This is a genomic window from Bradyrhizobium sp. T-1, assembly GCF_053592855.1.
This window is the reverse complement of the sequence record NZ_JBSGOX010000002.1, coordinates 835,218-855,129: the sequence shown is the minus strand read 5'-3', so window position 1 is coordinate 855,129 and position 19,912 is coordinate 835,218. Positions and strand designations below refer to the sequence as shown.

Annotated in this window: 15 protein-coding genes and 4 pseudogenes; 14 read left to right on the top strand and 5 right to left on the bottom strand. The window is 59.7% G+C overall.

Annotated elements, in window-relative coordinates:
- Nucleotides 1-104: 104 nt before the first annotated feature.
- Nucleotides 105-785 (bottom strand): hypothetical protein, encoded by a 681-nt coding sequence (locus ACWAT4_RS43355; protein WP_128929867.1) that lies wholly within the window; start codon nt 783-785, stop codon nt 105-107.
- 216 nt (nt 786-1,001) lie between these two features.
- Between ACWAT4_RS43355 and ACWAT4_RS43350 the strand changes: the two genes are divergently transcribed.
- The 10 genes and pseudogenes from ACWAT4_RS43350 (at nt 1,002) to ACWAT4_RS43305 (ending at nt 8,803) form a co-directional block, all read left to right on the top strand.
- The gene (locus ACWAT4_RS43350; RefSeq protein WP_164939080.1) at nt 1,002-1,676 is read left to right on the top strand and encodes a transposase; all 675 of its coding nucleotides are present in this window, start codon (nt 1,002-1,004) and stop codon (nt 1,674-1,676) included.
- 14 nt (nt 1,677-1,690) lie between these two features.
- Nucleotides 1,691-2,452: an IS21-like element helper ATPase IstB gene (gene istB / locus ACWAT4_RS43345; protein WP_128929869.1), complete on the top strand. Its 762-nt coding sequence runs from the start codon at nt 1,691-1,693 to the stop codon at nt 2,450-2,452.
- A 375-nt stretch (nt 2,453-2,827) separates the two neighbouring features.
- Nucleotides 2,828-3,181, top strand: coding sequence for an IS66 family insertion sequence element accessory protein TnpB (gene tnpB, locus ACWAT4_RS43340; protein ID WP_128929870.1), 354 nt, complete (start codon nt 2,828-2,830; stop codon nt 3,179-3,181).
- 51 nt (nt 3,182-3,232) lie between these two features.
- Nucleotides 3,233-3,508 carry a transposase gene (locus tag ACWAT4_RS43335; protein ID WP_232995629.1) on the top strand — a complete coding sequence of 92 codons (276 nt, stop codon included), beginning with the start codon at nt 3,233-3,235 and terminating at the stop codon, nt 3,506-3,508.
- A gap of 36 nt (nt 3,509-3,544) precedes the next feature.
- Nucleotides 3,545-4,739, top strand: a pseudogene (gene tnpC, locus ACWAT4_RS43330) (IS66 family transposase).
- 41 nt (nt 4,740-4,780) lie between these two features.
- On the top strand, nt 4,781-6,019 hold the full coding sequence (locus tag ACWAT4_RS43325) for a tyrosine-type recombinase/integrase (RefSeq protein ID WP_128929871.1): 1,239 nt from the start codon (nt 4,781-4,783) through the stop codon (nt 6,017-6,019).
- A pseudogene (locus tag ACWAT4_RS43320) lies at nt 6,016-6,941 on the top strand (tyrosine-type recombinase/integrase). The gene ACWAT4_RS43325 and the pseudogene ACWAT4_RS43320 overlap by 4 nt, the downstream one beginning before the upstream one ends.
- Nucleotides 6,938-7,939 carry a tyrosine-type recombinase/integrase gene (locus ACWAT4_RS43315; RefSeq protein WP_128929872.1) on the top strand — a complete coding sequence of 334 codons (1,002 nt, stop codon included), beginning with the start codon at nt 6,938-6,940 and terminating at the stop codon, nt 7,937-7,939. Before ACWAT4_RS43320 ends, ACWAT4_RS43315 begins: the two are co-directional and overlap by 4 nt.
- Nucleotides 7,940-8,052: 113 nt before the next feature.
- Nucleotides 8,053-8,205: pseudogene (locus ACWAT4_RS43310) on the top strand (transposase domain-containing protein); the annotation flags it as partial.
- Between the two features lie 43 nt (nt 8,206-8,248).
- A complete protein-coding gene (locus ACWAT4_RS43305) occupies nt 8,249-8,803 on the top strand; it encodes a plasmid pRiA4b ORF-3 family protein (RefSeq protein WP_232995630.1) in 555 nt (184 codons plus the stop codon).
- 41 nt (nt 8,804-8,844) lie between these two features.
- Here the strand turns inward: ACWAT4_RS43305 and ccrA are convergent, their stop codons facing one another.
- Complete coding sequence (gene ccrA, locus ACWAT4_RS43300) at nt 8,845-10,122, bottom strand: crotonyl-CoA carboxylase/reductase (RefSeq protein WP_232995631.1); 1,278 nt, start codon at nt 10,120-10,122, stop codon at nt 8,845-8,847.
- Nucleotides 10,123-10,639: 517 nt separating this feature from the next.
- Entirely contained in the window at nt 10,640-12,181 is a 1,542-nt protein-coding gene (locus ACWAT4_RS43295) for an acyl-CoA synthetase (protein WP_237867202.1), read from the bottom strand.
- Nucleotides 12,182-13,898: 1,717 nt separating this feature from the next.
- Between ACWAT4_RS43295 and ACWAT4_RS43290 the strand changes: the two genes are divergently transcribed.
- From ACWAT4_RS43290 to ACWAT4_RS43275, 4 genes and pseudogenes are all read left to right on the top strand, one after another.
- Nucleotides 13,899-15,290, top strand: coding sequence for an MATE family efflux transporter (locus ACWAT4_RS43290; protein WP_128929874.1), 1,392 nt, complete (start codon nt 13,899-13,901; stop codon nt 15,288-15,290).
- A 656-nt stretch (nt 15,291-15,946) separates the two neighbouring features.
- A complete protein-coding gene (locus ACWAT4_RS43285) occupies nt 15,947-16,105 on the top strand; it encodes a hypothetical protein (protein ID WP_164934297.1) in 159 nt (52 codons plus the stop codon).
- A gap of 461 nt (nt 16,106-16,566) precedes the next feature.
- A complete protein-coding gene (locus ACWAT4_RS43280) occupies nt 16,567-16,788 on the top strand; it encodes a hypothetical protein (RefSeq protein ID WP_128929875.1) in 222 nt (73 codons plus the stop codon).
- Nucleotides 16,789-17,053: 265 nt separating this feature from the next.
- Nucleotides 17,054-17,734, top strand: a pseudogene (locus ACWAT4_RS43275) (transposase); the annotation flags it as partial.
- Between the two features lie 338 nt (nt 17,735-18,072).
- Here the strand turns inward: ACWAT4_RS43275 and ACWAT4_RS43270 are convergent.
- Together ACWAT4_RS43270 and ACWAT4_RS43265 are read right to left on the bottom strand one after the other, a co-directional pair.
- Nucleotides 18,073-19,101: an IS110 family RNA-guided transposase gene (locus ACWAT4_RS43270; RefSeq protein ID WP_128929876.1), complete on the bottom strand. Its 1,029-nt coding sequence runs from the start codon at nt 19,099-19,101 to the stop codon at nt 18,073-18,075.
- A gap of 128 nt (nt 19,102-19,229) precedes the next feature.
- Nucleotides 19,230-19,907: a hypothetical protein gene (locus ACWAT4_RS43265; RefSeq protein WP_128955123.1), complete on the bottom strand. Its 678-nt coding sequence runs from the start codon at nt 19,905-19,907 to the stop codon at nt 19,230-19,232.
- Nucleotides 19,908-19,912: the final 5 nt, after the last annotated feature.

The following is a 19,912-nucleotide window of genomic DNA, read 5'->3' as shown; positions in this document are numbered from 1 at the left end:
TGGCATCTAGTCTAGAGAGCGGCAATCGGTGGGGCGTTAGCTCAAGACCTTCGTCGCCGGTATTGTTCCGGCCCGCAGCCCGCAAATGCAACGACGTTAGACGATCAGTTCAGGTCCGGCGTTACGTCTAACAATTGCTTAAGTTCATAGCCTGTCATCCAGAACAGCCAATCGTTAGCGACGATATTCTCTTGCACCAGGTGAATGTCTGCTCCGCCTGGTTCATTGTGAACCGGATCATAGACGTTCTTATCCAACGACCACCGCCCAGCTAGGCCACAGAGAAAGTCGGGAGCCCACATCGCAAGACTGACGCCACGCATAGTCCCCGTCATGATCTTGAGCAGGCCCGAGCCCCTGAAGTCGGGGCGGATCCAGATATCCCCGTGGTACACCACTTTACCTGTAATGCTGCGCGCCATCTGAGCAGTACAAACGCAGCGATCTTCAGGATGTGCATCTATCGTCGGATTCGCATAGAAGAACTTCAGCGTTTCGAGGTGTGCTGCAAGGGTGGTTTGCGACAGGTCATAGAAGCGCGCGGCCTCGACGAGCGCCACTTTGTTTTCCTTATCAAAACCCACAAGCCAATACCCTTCGCCCGTTCGAATCGGTGAGCGGTCTGGCCGAAAGATGGGATAAGTATTGGGTTTGTCTGCTAGCGAGGCTGTGATCGCGATGTACTCGTTGAAATCACACCCAATGGAAAGCCTGATGCCCATTTTCGCGGCCGCGTCATCGTAAACCTGGAGAAAGCGCAGCAAGGGATTCAAGGTGTATGTCATATTTGTTAGTCCTCTGTGTGAGGCTGGTTGTATCCTTTTATCGATCCTCACTGCTCGGCCGCAAGAGATTCCTGCCTATCTACTCTTGTAGGGTGAGTGATCTAGGCCGACCGCTCGTAGCTAGGAAACGTTCTCTTCCTGGATTGCCTAAGGAAAACCATGCTGTGAAAGCGACGGCCGTGCGGACGGCATGTCCTATCGTTAGGAGCAATAGGATTGAGGCGACGCCGATCCTATGCCAGGATCATGCGTAAACTCGGCGTGAGCCGCAACGAGCTGTTCGCACAGATCGACAAGCCGGCGCTCAACGCCCTGCCGCCGATGCCATATCAGTATGCCGAGTGGAAGAAGTGCCGAGTCGCGCCCGACTATCACGTCGAGATCGCCGGTCACTACTACTCGGTGCCCTCGCGTCTGATCCGCGAAGAGCTCGAGGCGCGCGTCACCGACAGGACGGTCGAGATCCTGCACAAGGGCAGCCGGGTTGCCAGCCACGCCCGCTCTGACGTACCCCAATGCCACACCACGATCCCGGAGCACATGCCGAGCGCGCACCGGCGTTATGCCGAATGGACCCCGGCGCGGATCAAGCGAGAAGCCGCCAAGATCGGCCCTGCCACGATCGCTCTCGTCGAAGCAATCATGAAAGCCAAACCACACCCCGAGCAGGGCTTCCGGGCTTGTCTCGGCATTTTGCGGCTCGCGCGCAGCTACGGCTCGGCCCGCATCGAGGCCGCCTGCCAGCGTGGCAACGACATCGGCGCGACCACCTACGGCTCGATCAAGTCGATCCTGCAGCACGGGCTCGATCGCGCCTACGCCAACGAGAGACCGCCAGACGGCCCACCGATCCGACACGGCAATATCCGCGGCACCGATTACTACCAGTGAAGAAAGGAGAGACGATGTTGACACATCCCACCCACGACCGCCTCGTCGCGCTCGGGCTTACCGGCATGGCGAAGGCCCTCGACGAACAGCAGCGACAACCCGACATTGCCGCGCTGGCCTTCGAGGAGCGCCTCGCACTGCTCGTCGACCGTGAAGCGACCGAGCGCGAGAACAAGCGGCTGGTTGCTCGGTTGCGGTTCGCAAGTCTCCGGCAGAACGCCGTCGTCGAGGATATCGACATGAAGGCGCCGCGCGGGCTCGACAAGCCGCTGTTCCAAAAGCTCGTCGCTGGCGAGTGGATCGACCGGCATCAGAACCTGCTCATCATCGACCCGACCGGCGTCGGCAAGAGCTGGATTGCTTGCGCCTTGGGCCACAAGGCCTGCCGGGACAACCGCTCCGTGCTTTATCAACGGCTGCCGCGGCTGTTCGAGGCGCTCACTCTCGCGCGGGGCGACGGCCGCCACGCTCGCCTGCTCAGGACCCTGGCGCGCGTCGAGCTTCTGGTCCTCGACGACTGGGGACTTGCCCCGATGACTGCCGAGCAGCAACGCGACCTGTTGGAGATGATGGAGGATCGCCATGGCCGCGGCTCGACCTTGGTGACAAGCCAGCTCCCGGTCGAGCATTGGCACGAGCTCATCGGCAACCCAACCATTGCCGACGCTATCCTCGATCGCCTCGTACACAACGCCCACAGGCTCAATCTCAAGGGCGAGAGCCTGCGCAAAGCCGCCGCCAAGCGTCAGACGCTTGACGACGAGCCCGCCAACTGACCTGATGACGACGTCGTCGCGAGACCCCGCCTCGGCAGGCGGCCGGGATCATCGGAATCCACGGCCGGCTTCAATCGGTACAGGCGGCCGGCTTCGCCCGGAATCCGCGGCCGACTTCGTCGGAATACGCACCCAGCAGGTGCACGACTGGCGACGCCGGGCACGTTTGGGCCAGTTGGTGCTGCCGACTTCGGAGACGCTGTCGTTCGTGCCGGTGGTATCGGAATCGGCGCTACCGGCGGCCGCAGAGCCGACCAGGTCGCCGGAAGCAGCCATTGTGACGGTTGAGCTCCAGGGAGCACGCGTGGAGGTGCGGGGGGCGCCTGGCCTTGCTGTGTTGAGCGACGTGTTCTTAGCGCTTCGACGGACACGTTCATGCTGACGCCGCCCGCGAGCCTCATGCTTTACGTGGCGACGCAACCTGTAGACTTCAGAAAAGGTGCGGAGGGCTTGGCGCTGTTGGCGAAGGAGACGCTGGGCCATGACCCGATGAAGGGTGTGCCGGTGGTGTTCCGTGCGATGCGCTCTAACCGGGTGAAGATCGTCGTCTGGGATGGCAGCGGCCTTGTGATGTACTGGAAGCGGCTCGATGGCAGCGGCTTCAAATGGCCTCACATTGTGGCCGGCGTGATGCGGATGAATGCCGCCCAGCTGTCGGTGCTTCTGGCTGGCATGGATTGGACGCGCATGCATGCGCCTCGCGACGCACCGCCGAAAGCACTTGCGTAAAGATACAAATCTTCGCTGCATCGGGGCGCGAAGCATGGCAGACTCGGGGCAATGAGTGATTTGCCTGATGAACTGCCGAGCGATCCGGCCGAGTTGCGGGTCTTTGCCGCGGCTCTGCTGGATCGCTGCGCCAGGCTCGAGCGGTTGCTCAAGCTTGCAAAAGATGCGCAGTTCGGTCGGTCCTCGGAAAAGCTGGACGCTGATCAGCTGCAGTTTGTTCTGGAGGATATCGATCAGGCCGTCGCCGCCCTCGAAGCAGCCGAAGATCGCCCCAATCCCAGAGTTTGCGAGAAGAGAGCTGCCGCGCGCAGAGCCAACAGGGTTTAACTTCCGTGGCATTTGCCGCGCATCGTCGAAATCCTGATGCCAGCGGAGACCAGTTGCCCGTGTTGTAACGGCGACCTCTTCGAGATCAGTCACGATGAGAGTCAGAGGCTCGATGTCGTTCCGGCGCAGTATCGCGTCATCGTAACCCGCCGGCCCAAGCTGGCCTGCCGCGCCTGTCACGGCGTCGTCCTCCAGCAGGCTGCGCCCGAGCGACTGATCAGGGGAGGATTGCCCACCGAGCGGCTGGTCGCGCATGTGATCGACGCCAAGTATCATTGGCATTTGCCGCTTTACCGCCAGGCGCAGATGTTGGCGACCCACGGAATAGCGCTGGATCGTTCCACGCTCGCCTTCTGGGTCGGCTATGCGGCCCAGGAATTGAAGGCATCGTCTGCGCCAGCTTCTGCTCGCCTCCTCGAAGCTCTGTGTCGATGAGACTCCCGCACCGGTGTTAGATCCGGGGCGCGGCAGGACGAAAACTGGCTACTTCTGGGCGCTGTCACGCGATGACAGGCCCTGGGCCGGACCTGACCCACCTGGGTGGTTTACGCTTATGCACCGGGCCGTGGAGCCGTCCGGCTTGAGGCTGCTCGAAGGCTATCGCGGCATCATCCACTGCGACGGAGCTTACAAGACGATGATCCGAGAGAGGCGTGCGGACGCCCTGTCCGGGACGCTCGCCTTCTGGTCGCATCTGCGGCGCCAGTTTGTGAAGATCGAGCGCGAGGCTTCGCCGGCGCCAGCTCCGGTTGCCCGCCAGGCTCTTGAACGCATCGCCCAGCTTTACGCAGTCGAGAAGGCCCTCCGCGGCCGATCGGATGCGGAGGGCTGTGCCGGCAGGCAGGCGCATGCTCGGCCTCTCGCTACAGCCTTGAAGCAGTGGGTTGAGGCCAAGCTTGATCACCTTGCACCGAAGAGCGACACGGCGAAGGCCTTGCGTTACGCGCTCCGTCATTGGAGCGGCCTGACACTCTACCTTGATGACGGGCGCATCGAGATGGACACGAATGCTGTCGAGCGTGCGATGCGGCCGATCAAGCTCAACGCCAAGAACTCTCTTTTTGCCGGGTGCGACGAGGGCGCCGAGGATTGGGCAGTCCTGGCTTCGTTCATTGAGACAGCCCTATGCCGCGCGCGGCATAGGGCTGTTTATGCCGCCCGCCGAACTATGCCGAGTCGGGTCGTTTTCCCCAGATTTCTGGCTGACCGGCGTTTGGTCGGTTCGGCATAGTTCGTTCTGTGCCTCCGCTTTCAACAGCGGAGAACAGGAAGATGGAAGTTGAAAAGTACTTGGGCAGAAGCCGGCTGTACCGGCGTCTCAGAAGCGGGCCGCACGGACAACTCGTCGAGCGCTACGCCGCTCGTCTCATCGAAGAGAGGCTCGTTCGGCACGGCACGTGGCGTTGCCTCAACGTGGTTGGCGGGCTCCTGAGTTGGATGGCGGGCCGTCGCTACAAGCTGGTCGATCTCGATGAGCAGGTCGTTGAGCGGTACCTCCGGCATCGAGGCGGAAGGCAGTCTATCCAACCCGGTGACCGGGCCGCGCTCAAGCGATGGCTGTCGGTGCTGCGCGAGGAAGGCGTGATCGCGCCGTCGGTGCTGCCGCCTCTCACCCCGCACGAACGGATCTTCAAGGAGTTCGATGCCTACCTGCGATCAGAGCGCGGCTTGGCCCCGAGGTCCATCGTCCGCCATCTCCCGGTCATCCGCAGGTTCCTGCACGAGGTGTGCTCCGGCGGCGCCGCCCTGGGCAAGATCAGCCAAGAGGACGTGATCCGCTACATTGAGCGCCACGCCCAGGATTGGAGCCCGGGAACAGGCAAGGCGATGTGCTGGTCGTTGCGCGCCTTTCTCCGTTACCTCCACCATCGGGGGCTGAACGCGCGCCCGTTGGCGGATTGCGTTCCATCGATGCGGCGATGGAAGCTCGCAACTCTGCCGACCTATCTGCCTGCGGCACAGGTGCGGAAGGCTCTCGACGGTTGCGACCGAGAGACAGTGATGGGACGGCGGGACTACGCCATTCTGTTGTTGCTAGCCAAGCTCGGCCTGCGGGCCGACGAGGTCGCGACGCTCACCCTTGATGATATCGACTGGCGCGCCAGCGAGATACTCGTTCGCGCCAAGGGCCGACAGCGTGCACGGATGCCGATACCGCCAGACGTTGGCGCGGCCATCGTTGCATATCTCCGCAATGGCCGCCCAAAGTCGTCGTGCCGACGATTGTTCGTCCGTACGCTCGCGCCACACGTCGGCTTTGCTTCCGGATGTGCGATCACCATGATCGCCAAGGCCGCTCTCGATCGCGTTGGAATCGAAGGTTGCGCACATCGCGGCGCCCATATCTTCCGACACAGTCTCGCTACCGAGCTTCTCCGATCTGGCGCCACCTTGTCGGAGATCGGACAGTTGCTGCGGCACGAGAACCACGACACTACCCGGATTTACTCGAAGGTCGACATCGATGCGCTGAGAACATTGAGCCTGCCCTGGCCGGGAGGCGTGCAATGACCAATCTGCGCGCCGCACTCGATAAGTACCTGAGCATGCGCAAGGGTTTGGATACAAGTACGAGCACCAGACCCGTCGGCTCGCCGACTTCGTCGCCTTCATGGAGAAGCGCAAGGCGAGGATCATCACGACGAAGCTGGCCATGGAATGGGCAACGCTGCCGCCCGATCGTCATGCATCCTGGGCGCTGCGATTGAGCGACGTGCGCGGGTTCGCGCGCCATGTCGCCAACTTCGACCCGAGAACGGAGGTGCCGCCCGTCGGCATGCTGCCCGGATGGAAGCGCGCCAAGCCCTATGTTTACAGCGACGCGGAGATCGATGCGTTGCTGACGGCAGCGCTGGCTCTGCCACCAGCGGACGGGCTGCGCCGATGGACCTACCATGCCTTGTTCGGGCTGATCGCGGTGACGGGCATGCGTATATCCGAGGCGATGGGCCTGGAGCGTGATGACGTCGACCTCGACGCCGGCGTGCTGACGGTCCGGCTGACCAAGTTCGGCAAGTCGCGGCTCGTGCCATTGCATCCGACGACGAGAACCGCGCTGCGCGACTACGCCCACCGGCGCGATGCGCTGCTCGGGTCACGCTGCGGCTCGACCTTCTTCGTTGCCGAACAGGGAGGCCGCTTGCTGCACCAGTACGTTCATCGCGTCTTCTGGCGATTGTCCAGAGAGATCGGGCTGCGGCGCCCAGGTGATCGTACCGGGCCACGCGTGCATGACTTCCGTCATCGCTTCGCCATCCGGACGCTGCTCAACTGGTATCGCGAAGGCAAGAACGTCGAGCAACAACTCCCAGTGCTCTCCACTTACCTCGGCCACGTCTGCGTGCGCGACACTTACTGGTATCTCTCGGCCTGCCCCGAGTTGATGGAGGAAGCCGCGCGGCGTCTCGATCGGCGATGGGAGGTGACGCCATGAAGCCCGCTTGCAATGTCGCCACGTTGATCGAGCGCTTCTTCACCGAGCGCCTCATGCGCCAGCGCAATGTTAGCGGCAACACGATCGCCTCCTACAGAGACACGTTCCGGCTGCTGTTCATGTTCGCTCGGGTGCAGCTGCGCAAGTCCCCATCGGCCCTGACGCTCGCCGATCTGGATGCAACGTTCATCGGCGCGTTCCTCACCGATCTCGAGGTAACGCGCGGCGCCAGTGCGAAGACGCGTAACCTGCGTCTGACGGCCATCCGATCCTTCTTCAGGTTCGTGTCCTTCGAGGAACCGGCACACAGTGCGCTGATCCAGCGCGTGCTCGCCATACCGAGCAAGCGTCACGACAAGCGAAAGGTGCACTTCCTGACGCGCCCCGAGATCGAGGCGGTTCTCGCAGCGCCCGATCGAACGACGTGGCTTGGCCGCCGCGATCACACCTTGCTGTTAGTCGCGGCCCAGACAGGCTTACGCCTCTCAGAGCTGACTGGCCTTGACCGGGATGCCGTCCACCTCGGGTCTGGCGCACACGTGCGATGCGTCGGTAAAGGGCGGAAGGAGCGGACCACTCCGCTGACCACACTCGCTCGGTGTGCGCTCCAGGCATGGCTCAAGGAACCGTTGCGGAAAGGAGCAACAGCGTTGTTCCCGAACGTGCACGGGGGCCGGCTCAGTGCCGACAGCGTCCAGTCCCTGCTGGGAAAGCATGTTCGTGTCGCTCACAAGAGTTGCCCGTCTTTGAAGGCCAAGAGCGTGTCGCCGCACGTGCTGAGGCACAGCGCTGCGATGGAACTGCTGCAAGCCGGCGTCGACTGTTCTGTGATCGCGCTGTGGCTCGGTCATGAATCGGTCGAGACGACGCAGACGTACCTGCACGCCCACCTCGCCCTCAAGGAAGCTGCCCTGGCGAAGCTCAAGCCGTACGAGCGCGGCAAGCTAACCCGCTTCCAGCCGAACGACCGCCTGCTCGCCTTTCTGGAGGCGCTCTGAACGACCAGACTATGCCGAATGGAATGGGGCTGCCCTGCACGCGATCGGCGGTGCCAGCGTGACAACGGCGTGCCATACCAACTCCGTTCGGCATAGTTCGGCGGGCGGCATAAACCTGTAAGCTCAATGGCGTCAGTGCCGAGCACTGGCTCGCTGATGTTCTCGCCAATCTCGTCAATGGTTGGCCTGCGGCGCGACTGGACGAACTGCTCCCTTGGGCATCGATCTACACGATGCTTCCATACGATCCGAGGCTGGCGGCATGAGCCTGAACACGACCGCGGTCCGGATCAAGGTGACCTCAAGGACGTGAAACCGGAGGTGATGCGTCGCCTCGTCGTACCCGTCACCCTGCGCTTGGATCGGCTGCATCTGTCGCTTCAGGCGGCATTTGGCTGGACGAACAGCCACCTCTTCGAGTTCTTCGCTGGTGAGGTCCGTTGGGGGATTCCAGATCCTCACAACGATTACGCCCACCAGCCCATGGATGCCAGCAAAGCGCGGCCTTGCGATGTCGTTCGCGAGACTGGCGCCAAGACGATCCATTATCTCTATGACTTCGGCGACAGCTGGGACCATGTGATCAAGCTCGAAAAATGGTTCGAGAACACCACGACGGAGGGACTTCCCTTCTTGCTCGAAGCCGCCGGTCGTTGTCCTCCGGAAGACGTCGGCGGTGCGCCGGGTTATGCCGAATACCTTGAAGCCATCAGAGACCCTGCCCATCCGGACCACGAACATATGCGCCTCTGGGGTCCGGCGCGGTTCGATCCCAACATCGTCGACCGGAAGGCGCTCGAAGCCGCCGTCAACGCGCTGTCCGACACATGGAAACCGCGGCGACGCGCGACGCGAACAAAATAGGCGTCAAGGGCCAGTCAAAAGCCGCAGAACTGCGCTTACGGTTAAGGCAACGCAGCCGCGGATAAAATGTCCTCCAAATTTCGTAGTCCGATTCGCGGCGCATTGATCAGAACAGCCATGTTTCCGGGCCTGTGCTGATTCTTCCACATCTTCGTATGCGCTCGCGCAACTTCCTCCCACGGCAGGACCTCGCTCATACTCGGGTCGATTCGGCGATCGAGCACAAAACGGTTCGCAGCATTTGCCTGTTTGAGATTCGCGAAATGAGAACCTTGAATTCGCTTCTGGCGCATCCAGATATAACGGGCATCGAAGGTAAGATTGAAACCTGTTGTGCTGCCGCAAACGACTACCATGCCACCGCGCTTTACGACGATCGTCGAGACGGGGAATGTTTGCTCACCTGGATGCTCGAACACAATATCGATATCGCGCTTTCCAGTAACATCCCAAATTGCCCTTCCAAACCGCCGCACCTCCTTGAGCCAAGGCCCGTATTGAGGTGAATTTACTGCCGGCATAGGGCCCCAGCAATTGAATTCAGTGCGGACTATAACACCCTTTGCACCAAGCGATCTTACATAATCGGCCTTAGTCCGATCGGAAACGACTCCGATTGCATTGGCGCCGCATGCTGTTGCAAGCTGCACTGCAGATACCCCGAGCCCGCCCGTAGCACCCCAAATCAGCACGTAGTCGCCAGCCTTTAGAATGTGCGGCGGGTGTCCGAACAACATCCGGTAAGCCGTTGCAAGCGTTAGCGTGTAGCAACAGGCCTGCTCCCAGCTGAGGTGAGCTGGCTTCGGCATCAATTGCCGTGGCTGCACGCGGCAGAACTGGGCGTAAGAACCATCAGGCGTCTCGTATCCCCAGATCCTCTGGGAAGGTGAGAGGAGCGGTTCGCCACCATTGCAATCCTCATCATCCCCGTCGTCCTGATTGCAGTGGATGACCACCTCGTCCCCAACCCTCCACCGGCGCACCCTTGCTCCTACCGCCCAAACCACTCCAGCCGCATCCGATCCGGCCACATGATAGGAGCATAGGTGCACATCAAAGGGGGACATCGGCGCCCCTAACGCCGCCCACACTCCGTTATAGTTGATGCCTGCAGCAGCGACCATGACCAATACTTCATCCTCGCCGATCGGCCAAGTCGGCACCACTTCTACCAGCATCGAACTCTCTGGCGGCCCGTGGCGCTCGCGCCGTATGGTCCACGCGTACATACGTTCGGGAACGTGTCCGAGGGGCGGCACTTCGCCGACCTTGTACAAATCCTTCTGGCGGGAGGCCTGTCGTGATGTATTGGGGTCCAACTTCAACTCCTCTGCGCTGTGATGTGGTGCGCGGGCAGAGTGCTCTCCGCCTTAGTACAGTCGTCGGCCTGCGCAGCCTCTCCAAGCAAGCAGCAATTAACGTGCCGCCACAGTGAGAGGAGTAGACGGAGGCAAACGCTTAACGTGGACACGATGCAAACGGGACAGCTTCACCTTGCACCAGGATCGTCGACCGCGCCTGTCGAGGCTGCACGAAACGCTTCCATTGGAGACTTCGACTTCTAAGTCTATCTGCCACCATCCTAGCACTACGACGTCGGTAAGTCGGAGTGGACACCTCATCGAACGGTAGACCCATCCAGCCGCTTCGTCGCGGCCACAGTCAGCGTAGAGAGGACCAATCAACCCTTCTGTCATCGCGCATCCCGAACTGACGACCTTGCGACAGAGGAGATCCATGACGGCAACCAATTGTAGCTAGCGACCCTCAAGCCGAGGGCCCACGGGCAGAACAGTGCCTTTTCAGATGCGGGGTTTTGTTCCGTCTCGAGTCCTCTCAAATCCTGCGTCCTGACTTCTCCCAATAAGGATCTTTCAGCAGCCTCTTGAATAACTTGCCAGACTCTTCACGCGGAAGGCTGGTCCGGATCTCGATTATTTTCGGAATCTTGTAGTCCGCCAACACCGTCTTCAACTTCTCGCGGATGTCATGGACTCTAAGCACCTCCCGTCGGCGCGGTTCGATCACCGCCATCAGTGCCTCGCCAAAGTCCGCGTCCGGAACGCCAAACACAGCACAGTCTTGAACGCCCGGTATCATATGGAGAGCCGCTTCGATCTCCGCGGGATAAATGTTGACACCGCCTGAGATTACAACCTCCCGTTTTCGGTCACAAAGAAATACATATCCATCAGCGTCGATATAACCGAGGTCACCGGAAGCAGTGAAACCGTCGTCATCGGCCTCGGCAGAGCTCCCAGGTCGATTGTGGTACTTGAACTGTGGGTACCATACGTTGCGTGAACAGATTTCTCCTATTTGTCCGGCCGACAATTCTCTTCCGTCTGCACCAATCACACGCAGCTGAACGTGCTCTAGCGGCTTGCCGACCGTTCCCGGCTTTGCAAGTGATTCTCGCGAACTCGCAAATGTTACCGCACCGGCCTCCGTCGAGCCGTAGAACTCGCATATAATGGGGCCCCACCAATTTATCATGGCATTCTTCACGATCGGGGGGCAGGGCGCAGCCCCGTGGACTACGTGTCGCAAGGACGCGAGATCATAGCTTCGTCGAATACTGTCGGGCAGCTGCAGAAGGCGAATAAACATAGTCGGCACCATCAAGATGGTGTCGATCCTCTCCGCCTCTATCAGCCGCAACAACTCTTCAGGCTCGAACCGCGGCATCAGCACAAGCGCACCACCGCGGCGGCTGAACCACATTCCAAATAAATTCGGCGCTGAATGATAAAGCGGGCCTGGGAGTAGCGCGCGAGTGCCAGATCCATAGACTATGGCTCGCATTTCCTCCAATCCGATCGCCTGCTCGCTGGTTGGTGGGCTACGACGCACGCCTTTAGGACAACCAGTCGTTCCTGAGGTGTAGATCATCGTCATCGGCTGCCGCGCGGGCGCTCCTGCAAAGAGCGGCTGATCCGCTATCCACTCTTCAAAATCCCGCGCGAAGTGCGGCACTTTGAGGCGCGTCCCTTCAATCTTGTACGCCTCTGCTACTTCGGGCGGCGTCGGAACGCTTAGAATTGGCAATCTGCTAGCGAGATCGGCATCCAACAAATGCAAGAGGTCCGCGTGGCCTATTAGCAAACGTGCTCCACAGTCGGCCAGAATGTACCCGATCTCCTGTCGCTTGAAATGCCAGTTTACAGGTACTGCAAGGGCTTCGGCTCTCATGATCCCATCGGTAACTTCGACGAATGCGATATCATTCCGCATTAAGATGCATACACTGTCCCCTTTCCCAATGCCGAAGCGCTTGAGCCCCCCAGCAACGCGAATTGCGCGATCTGAAACCTCAGAATGACGGCGGCGCCTCTTACCTGAGATAATACCCCGAAATCGTTTAGACGGCTGATACATCGCTCTTCCTTTAGTGGAGAAGGGCGACGTCGACGATCCGGCCGTTGGCTGGACATGCCCGAGACACGTGCCCTGCCTTGCCTCAGAGCAAAGCGCGTGCCGATTTCATACAAATTGGGACAGTGTAGAAACGCAAGAGACACCTCAGCTGCTCTGACAACTACTATGCTTTTTCTGACACTCGTGTTTGTCCGCCGCACGCGGGTACCTTTTCATCCGGCTTCACCACTCTGGAGCCCGCGTCGACATTATGGCAAGGCGCGTCGGCCCCCTTTTCCTGCAACACAAGCTCGCAATCGGAGAACTAAACTCAATCCCATTCGATGTGTTGGAATCGGCTTACTGACCGGCGACGACTTATCTGATGTCGGTCCACAGACTTGGTTGTCCCAATATCGCGATCATGATGATGATGGAGATCGACCTGAAGTCGCTGACGAGGGTCGAAATACAGTGCAGGCTAGCTGCGAACCCGGGTCGTGTTGGCTTTCTTGCAGAGGGCAGAACCAGAAGGAGACGACCACATGGACCTGAAGTCCGAAATGGGAGAAGTGGCGGCGCCCGATTCCCGCATCGAAGCCGGTGATCGCGCGAGGGAAACTGCCCCAAGACGACCAACCATCGGAGTTTTCGCGGCACGGTAAAGGCCAGCGGCGGCCGGTATCGACATGCACCGCATTCGCCGGCCTTCCGGCTCCCCGCGCCTCGGATCAGAGAGATTCAGGCTCGACCGATCCGTACGTCTTGATCGACATTCGCGATGCCGTCGGATTTTAGGGCTCCCCAAGGATCGTTTCGTGTGCGGACACACAGTAGTAGCCTCAAGTCATGCTTTGGGCCGCAGCGCGCCGATGTTGCCGATGCGTCCTGGCCACCCAGCCGCAAGGAGCCATGACTACAAGCTGCATGGCGCCAAATCGCTATTCACGTTTAACATTGCGAGGCAAACGCCGAACTGGCACTGCGAATAACCCGAAAGAAACACCTAGATACTACTCAGTAACTGGTTTCAAGTTATTATTACAGCCGCCTCAGGCTTTGAACCGCAGGAGGTCATGGCCCGAAGCTGACTTGAGGCTTTAATCGTTAGGTTGTTTGGACCACAAAGAGTTGACCGTGACACTCTGCGCGGCTGGTTGGATTGACCGCAAGTGCCAGCCCTGAGTGACCCAGCAGCCCCGCTCTTCCCAACGGGGACTGTCGCAGATGCGACAGCTGTCCGCCTCATGGCGCCTTCCCTTCGGCAAATTCACTCAGACTTTCATTGTGGCACAGGTTTTGAAAGGACTTGCTCATCTGCCGGGACGGTAGAAAACGCCCCAATGACAGAGCACTACCTTACGGCACTTCGGCGCATCCTACACTGCGCACTTAACCTCAAGACTAGCTGGACAGCGTTAGCGATACTTTCTTGGAGAGAGAGACGCACCAGCGCGCGGCGCTCACTATGGCGGCTTCCGTACGTTCATCATGTCTTCTTCCAAACCAACATGCACCTTAGCACGTTGATCGCGTTTTCGTTGTCAACGGACACAGGCTCGCTTGGGCCTACCAATGACGGCACTAGCATCGAACCGGGGCACCGTATCCTGAGGGCTGCGACGCACCTGGTTCTACCTTCTTTACAGAATCAACACCTTTTGCACTCGACGCCCAACATCGCGGGACCGTGGGCTCGAGGCGGGCAGGCGTCTTCACCGAGCACGAAATACACCAAATGAAGCAGCTTTCTGCCTTGCGTCGCAATCCAAGGACACGAACGGTTTTGAGTAGATTCGCTGTCGAGCTCCGTGCGACCGCGGTGTTGGCTTGGCCAATGGCACTGGCGCAGCTTGCTCAGGTCGCAATGATGGCGACGGATCTTGCCTTTGTTGGTCGTCTTGGGCCCCGGGAGCTCGCGGCCGCAGCATTGGCCACCACCCTGTATGTCATAAGCTTCACGTTCGGCGCCGGGTTACTGACGCCGATCGCACCTTTGACGGCACAATCTCTTGCCGGCAAGGGTGCGGCCGATGTGCCGCGTGCACTGCGCATGGGGCTTTGGCTGGCCCTGCTTTTCTCGTTGCCTATTATGGCTGTTTGTACGGCAGGCGAACAAGTTCTGCTCGCCCTCGGTCAGGAACATTGCGCAGCACGGCTATCTCAGCAGTACCTGCTTGGACTCGCGTGGGGCGTGACGCCAGCGCTGTGGTTTCAGGCCATTCGACATTTCATGGGCGCAGTGGGACGGCCGCAACCGATCTTCCGAATTACCCTGGCCGCTATCCCGGTCAACGCGGCCATTGTTTATCTTCTGGGCTTCGGAAAGCTCGGGCTGCCACCACTAGATCTTCTTGGCGTCGGCATTGCGACCGCCCTCGTAAATTGGGGCATGTTCGTAGCAGCTCTATGGCCCGCAATAGCTTGCCGCCCGTTCCGCGACTACCAGGTGCTTGCGCACCTGTGGCACTTCGACTGGCCGCTCCTACGAGCGATCATTTTGATCGGAGCGCCGATCTCGGTAGCAGTCATCATGCAATACGGCGTGTTCGCCGCCGCCGCACTCCTTGTAGGTAGGATCAGCCCGAGCGCGCTTGCCGCTCATCAGATTACGATGCAGATCGCCACAATCGCCTACACGGTGCCCTTCGGCATCAGCATGGCGGCCGCAGTGCGGGTCAGTCATGCGGTCGGGCACAATGACGCCTCCGGTATCAAGCGCGCAGGCCTGGCTGCGATCCTGCTCGGTGTTTTGGCCTCTGCGCTTGTGACGGTTGGGGTCATTGCGACGCGTTTTCGGATCGCCGCGTTTTTCTTAAACAAGTCACTGAACGACACGGACACGGCAATCGGACTGACGTCATCCCTCCTTATGGTTGCCTCAAGCTTTTTCGTAGCTGATGCAGCGCAGGTCATTGCGGGTGGCGGGCTCCGTGGGCTGAAAGACACGGCAAAACCGCTTCTGTTCGCAATCTTTGCGTACTGGCTAATCGGCTTCCCGGTCAGTTTCGCCTTGAGCTGGGTCTTTGGTGCAATTGGAGTCTGGATCGGGTTATCCGCCGGCGCAATTACCTATGCAGGTTTCCTCGTCACCCGTTTTCTGTTGCTGGCAAGTCGCTTTACTGTATAGGCCGCTCCTATGCCTCTTAAACCCAAGGAGAAGATTCCGTGCTCGCGCGTGCCTCCGGGGTGAACTTCATGTTCGGCCTTTAAGCAATGAAACGCTGACTGCAGCAGCATTTTTAGCGTTTCGACGGGAGATACTCTCATTACGAAGGCCGCCTTACGAATCGGAGGAGGCCGCCGGCCACGAAAACAGTCATACAAAAACGGGGTTGCACACCGTCCTCACCATGAGCTTACCATCGGGGCTCCCAGTGACTGAATACATCCGTCACAATCTGAGCCCCGATGGTAAGCTCACGGTGCGGGCGTCGAAACTAGCGGCCGGGATGACGCAGCCGGAACACCAGGACGAATTCCTGTGCGAAGTCCCGGAGGGTGCGAAGTTCGTATGGGATCAGTAAATCGAGGGTGTGAGTGACGCTCGATGTAGATGTGATCTGTACTGCGGCCATATTCCATAGCTCGTGTGGCAGCGAGCGAACGGGGCCTTCGTTCAGAACCGTCGCTCATATAAGAGCGCGTATTCCGCTTTTAAATGACAACGGGCAAATATCCCGGCCTCCTCGGTTGTTGATTTACTCAGCGCAGCGGCAGGGCGCTATTTTCGCGCCGTTGGCGCACGCGCAACAATAGTCCCCTTCCTACAAGGAAAGAGCGATCATGGCTAAAGTCCCTCCATTCCATTCGATCAAACCCTATTCAACGAATGTCTATCATGACAACGACAAGTGCACTGAAGGCAACAACATCGAATGGCAGTATCGCCTTCTGGCGCAGCCGGTCGGCCCCGTTGCGAGCCACTGCATCCGGCTTGCCTGACTTCAACGGTGGTCGTGGTGTACGGCGCAAGCAGTCCCACGCTTCGTGATTATCCAATGCGGCACCGAACAACCTTGTTGGGGAGCACGTCCGCTTCCATCACCATCGGAAGCAATATTCGCGCTTTGGCGGCCTTCTTTCCGGCGATAGTTAGCGCAAAACGCCGACAAGTCGCATCCGATATGGATTCTAGCCTGCCCGAGCCGCCCCTGTCTTCAAAGGCTCGGGTCCTGTCGCAAACGCAACACTATAGCGACCGTATCGCACCACGCTCCTCGGCGGCAGGTATTCTAATAAGTTGGGCAGTTCCGAGGTCTGTTTGGGCGAGCTACGAGATCGGTTTGCCCTTAGCAAGTCGGCACATGCAAGACAACTGTGGGTCCACGCTGCTTCAGGCCAGCCTTTGGCAAGGATTTCGCAGGAGATCCCAGCAGATATTGCCGGATTCGCCAAGAGAGCCGATGCCCATCAATGATGAATTGGCTGCCATGCGTAGTCATCGTAACCGCATTCACCGCTACAGCCAGCTCCTGGAACGCGAGCTGCCAGAGCACGATCGCAGCTATTTGGAAGGACGCTTGTCTGAAGAATGCCGCGCGCTTAGACGCCTGACAGACGCCGTTTTTCCCATCGCGCTTGGACTCCCGCGCAGAATTACTCTTTCCGTACGGTCAGCCGAGTAGAGTAGGCGGCTAGCACGTGGCTAAAATCCAGGTCACGCTGCCCGACTGTGCCATACCGTAAACCCAACGGCTCGCCACTCGTAAGCTAGTCCCCCGTGAAGTAACGCGAACAGCCTGAAGTTACGGGCTAGTTCGAGGAATGCCGGCGATTGATTTTGCCGGCAATCGCGATGGCGAGGCCGATTTCCTTGCAAGATCGAATGAGGTATTCCGTCGAATTCAATCGTGATCCTCTGCTCGTCGGAGTGCATGAGCGGAGGTTTTGATGCGGCCACGGGAGCGGCGCGAGACCGGCGAGCAGGATCTGTTTCGCTCCCTGCTCGATCAGATCATCGATAGAAAGCATTCGCTGGCGACGCTGGCGCGCACGGTGGATTGGGGCTTCCTGGAGCAGGCGTTCGGAATGGTCTACACGGACGGTCCTAGCCAGTCGCCGCTGCCGACGCGCTTGATCGCAGGGCTCGGGATCCTTAAGCACACCTATGACCTGTCCGACGAGGTCCTGTGCGAGCGCTGGGTGGAGAACCCCTATTACCAGTTCTTCTGCGGCGAGGAGTTCTTCCAGCACCGGCTACTGGTGTTCGATCACTCGTCGTTGAGGCGCTAGCGCAACCGTATGGGCGAGGAGCGGCTTCAGGCCCTGCTAAGAGAGCCTGTCGGTTGCCGTCAGGACCAAGGCGATCGAACCGTCGGAGTTCTCCCGGGTGATGGTCGACACGACGGTGCAGCCCAAGAATGTGATGTTTCGGACTGATGCCAAGCTTCTGAACCGAGCGCGCGAGAAGCTGGTGCGGCTGGCGCAGCTCACCCGGGTGCGTTTACTCCAGTCCTATGCGAGGGTGGGCAAGTTCGCCCAGATAAAACATTAGCGCTACGCCCATGCCAAGCGGTTCAAGCGTGCCAGGCGGGCGCTGAGACGATGCGTACCTATTTCGGCCGGGTAATGTGTCATTGTCAAGCTCACATTTTTGAACTCTCCAACGGCAAGGTGGTAGCGCTCGTGCCGTCGCAGCTGGTCAGGGTTGCGGAGACGGCACGGGCGCGGGTGATACATGGTTTGCCGGCCAGGCTTGGGATCGCTCGGACCGGTTGACGTCGTCGCTGGGGTCATGGTCCTTTCCGAGGTCGCGCAGCGCCTCATGATGATGTCCGGGTCGGGTGCCTCAACGTCTGCAGCGGAGTACGGTCAAGCCGCCACCAGCCGAATGAACGAGGTCGCCACAACACCGTCCCAGCTGGACATCGCCAGTCCGGCGGACCGGACCAGGAACTTCACAAATCGGATCAGGCTTCCTTCGCCTGGCCCCAGTCGAACGATGTGCCGTCTACCCAGATACAGTGAAGAACTAGGGCGATCTTCCGCGCGATAGCAACCTTTGCCTTTCTCATGCCAATCCGCTTGGCAAGCTTCATTCCCCAAGCCTTGAGAGAAGACCATTTCTTCGTCCGATAAAGCAGAACTGTCGCCGCTTCGAACAGGTAAGTTCGGAGAAGACGGTCGCCCCATCGGGATATCTTGCCATTGATATCCGTTTCGCCAGACTGACTGCGCCGCGGTGTAAGACCCAGATAGGCGCCGACGCTCGATGCTGATCGGAATCGCGATGGGTCATCGATCGTATGCCGGAACGTCAAGGCAGTCACCACACCAACACCAGGAACCGTCATTAAGCGACGCGTCGTCTCATCCGACCTCGCAAGCTGTCGGACTTCATCGTCGAACTTGCTTTGCTGCTTGCAGATCTGCTCATGGATCGACAGAAGCGGCGCGATCACACCGAGGAGCTGATGACCGTCAGCCAACAGGTCACGGACCAGATTGCGGAACTGCAGGCCTATCGCGCGTGGAAACAGCAGCCCGGATTCTTTGATCAGGCTGCGGACCTGGTTTTCGATATCTCGACGAATGGCCACGAGCCGGGATCTCGCGACGAGTATCGCGCGAATCTTCTGACTTTCCTCGCTCTTGACTTTGACTTCTCGATACCAGCCAACTCGCACCAGTTCGGCCAGACCTCGAGCATCATTCTGATCGCTCTTGTTCATGCGTACCGACAAGGCCGCGTGGGCATGCCGAGCGTCGATGCAAACCACCGGAAGATCGACCCTGCGAAGTTCATGCCACAGCCAACTCGCCATCGCGCCGGTCTCAAAGCCGATGCGCTCCGCCTGTGGCGCCCGCTTGCGAAGCAGTGCCGTGAGCGCCCCCGGGTCGGACTTGGCCTTCCCCTCGAACAAGACCTCGCCCTCTTCATTGACCACGCACATCGAAGTTTCTTTTTGCGATACATCGAGTCCGACATATTGCTTCATGACAGGTTCTCCGAATCGGTTGATTGCGAGAGCTCGATTCTAATGGAGCTTTTCGTGCCCACGAGCGCTGACCGCAATTACGTCATCGTTTGCAATATTGACCCCCCGTATTGCCTCACCTGAGGATGTTACTTTCGCTTGACGGATGTAGACCCCACTGTCAGCCGGTCCGAGGTTGCGTCATTGCTCGCAGGATCGGAGGGACTGGGGGACGTCGCGGAATGCCCATCACACGCAGCGGCGGCCCCAGTCCCGGGATCACCGGCCAGTGCCGCACCCTCAGCCGTGCGCGGGATGATCGTCTCGGCTGCTTTGCGTCTGAGCGATCGCAACAATCGCTGCACGATGGTGTGCTGCGGCGGACCGAATTGTTCGGGGCGTTGTTCAGCGAGGCGACCGAGAATTGCCAGCGCGGTTAGACGGGGCTCGGCCGCCAGCCAGCGCTCGATGTCGGCGAGGTGCGGATCGAGCATTGATGGCATTCTCATGCGCTTTTTGTATGGCTTGTGCAGACGCCGATGGATGATGCGCTGCTCCCCCAAATGCACATCATTGCCGAGCCTCTTCGCGAACGCTGCTGCGTTCGTTGTCGGTACCGGTGGGCTGGCTGCTGCCACGAGCTTGCCCGCTCGGGCGTCGACGCGCGTGCCGAGCTCCGCCTGGGCGTCTCTCATCTCGGCCAGCAGGGCCACAGGATCGAGCGTGCGATAAAGCTCTCGAAGACGCCGTTTGACGACCTTGCTCAACCTCGGATGCGCCAGTGCGCGTTCATAGGGCGTGGCTGGAACATGATAGCGCTTGATCACTTTGG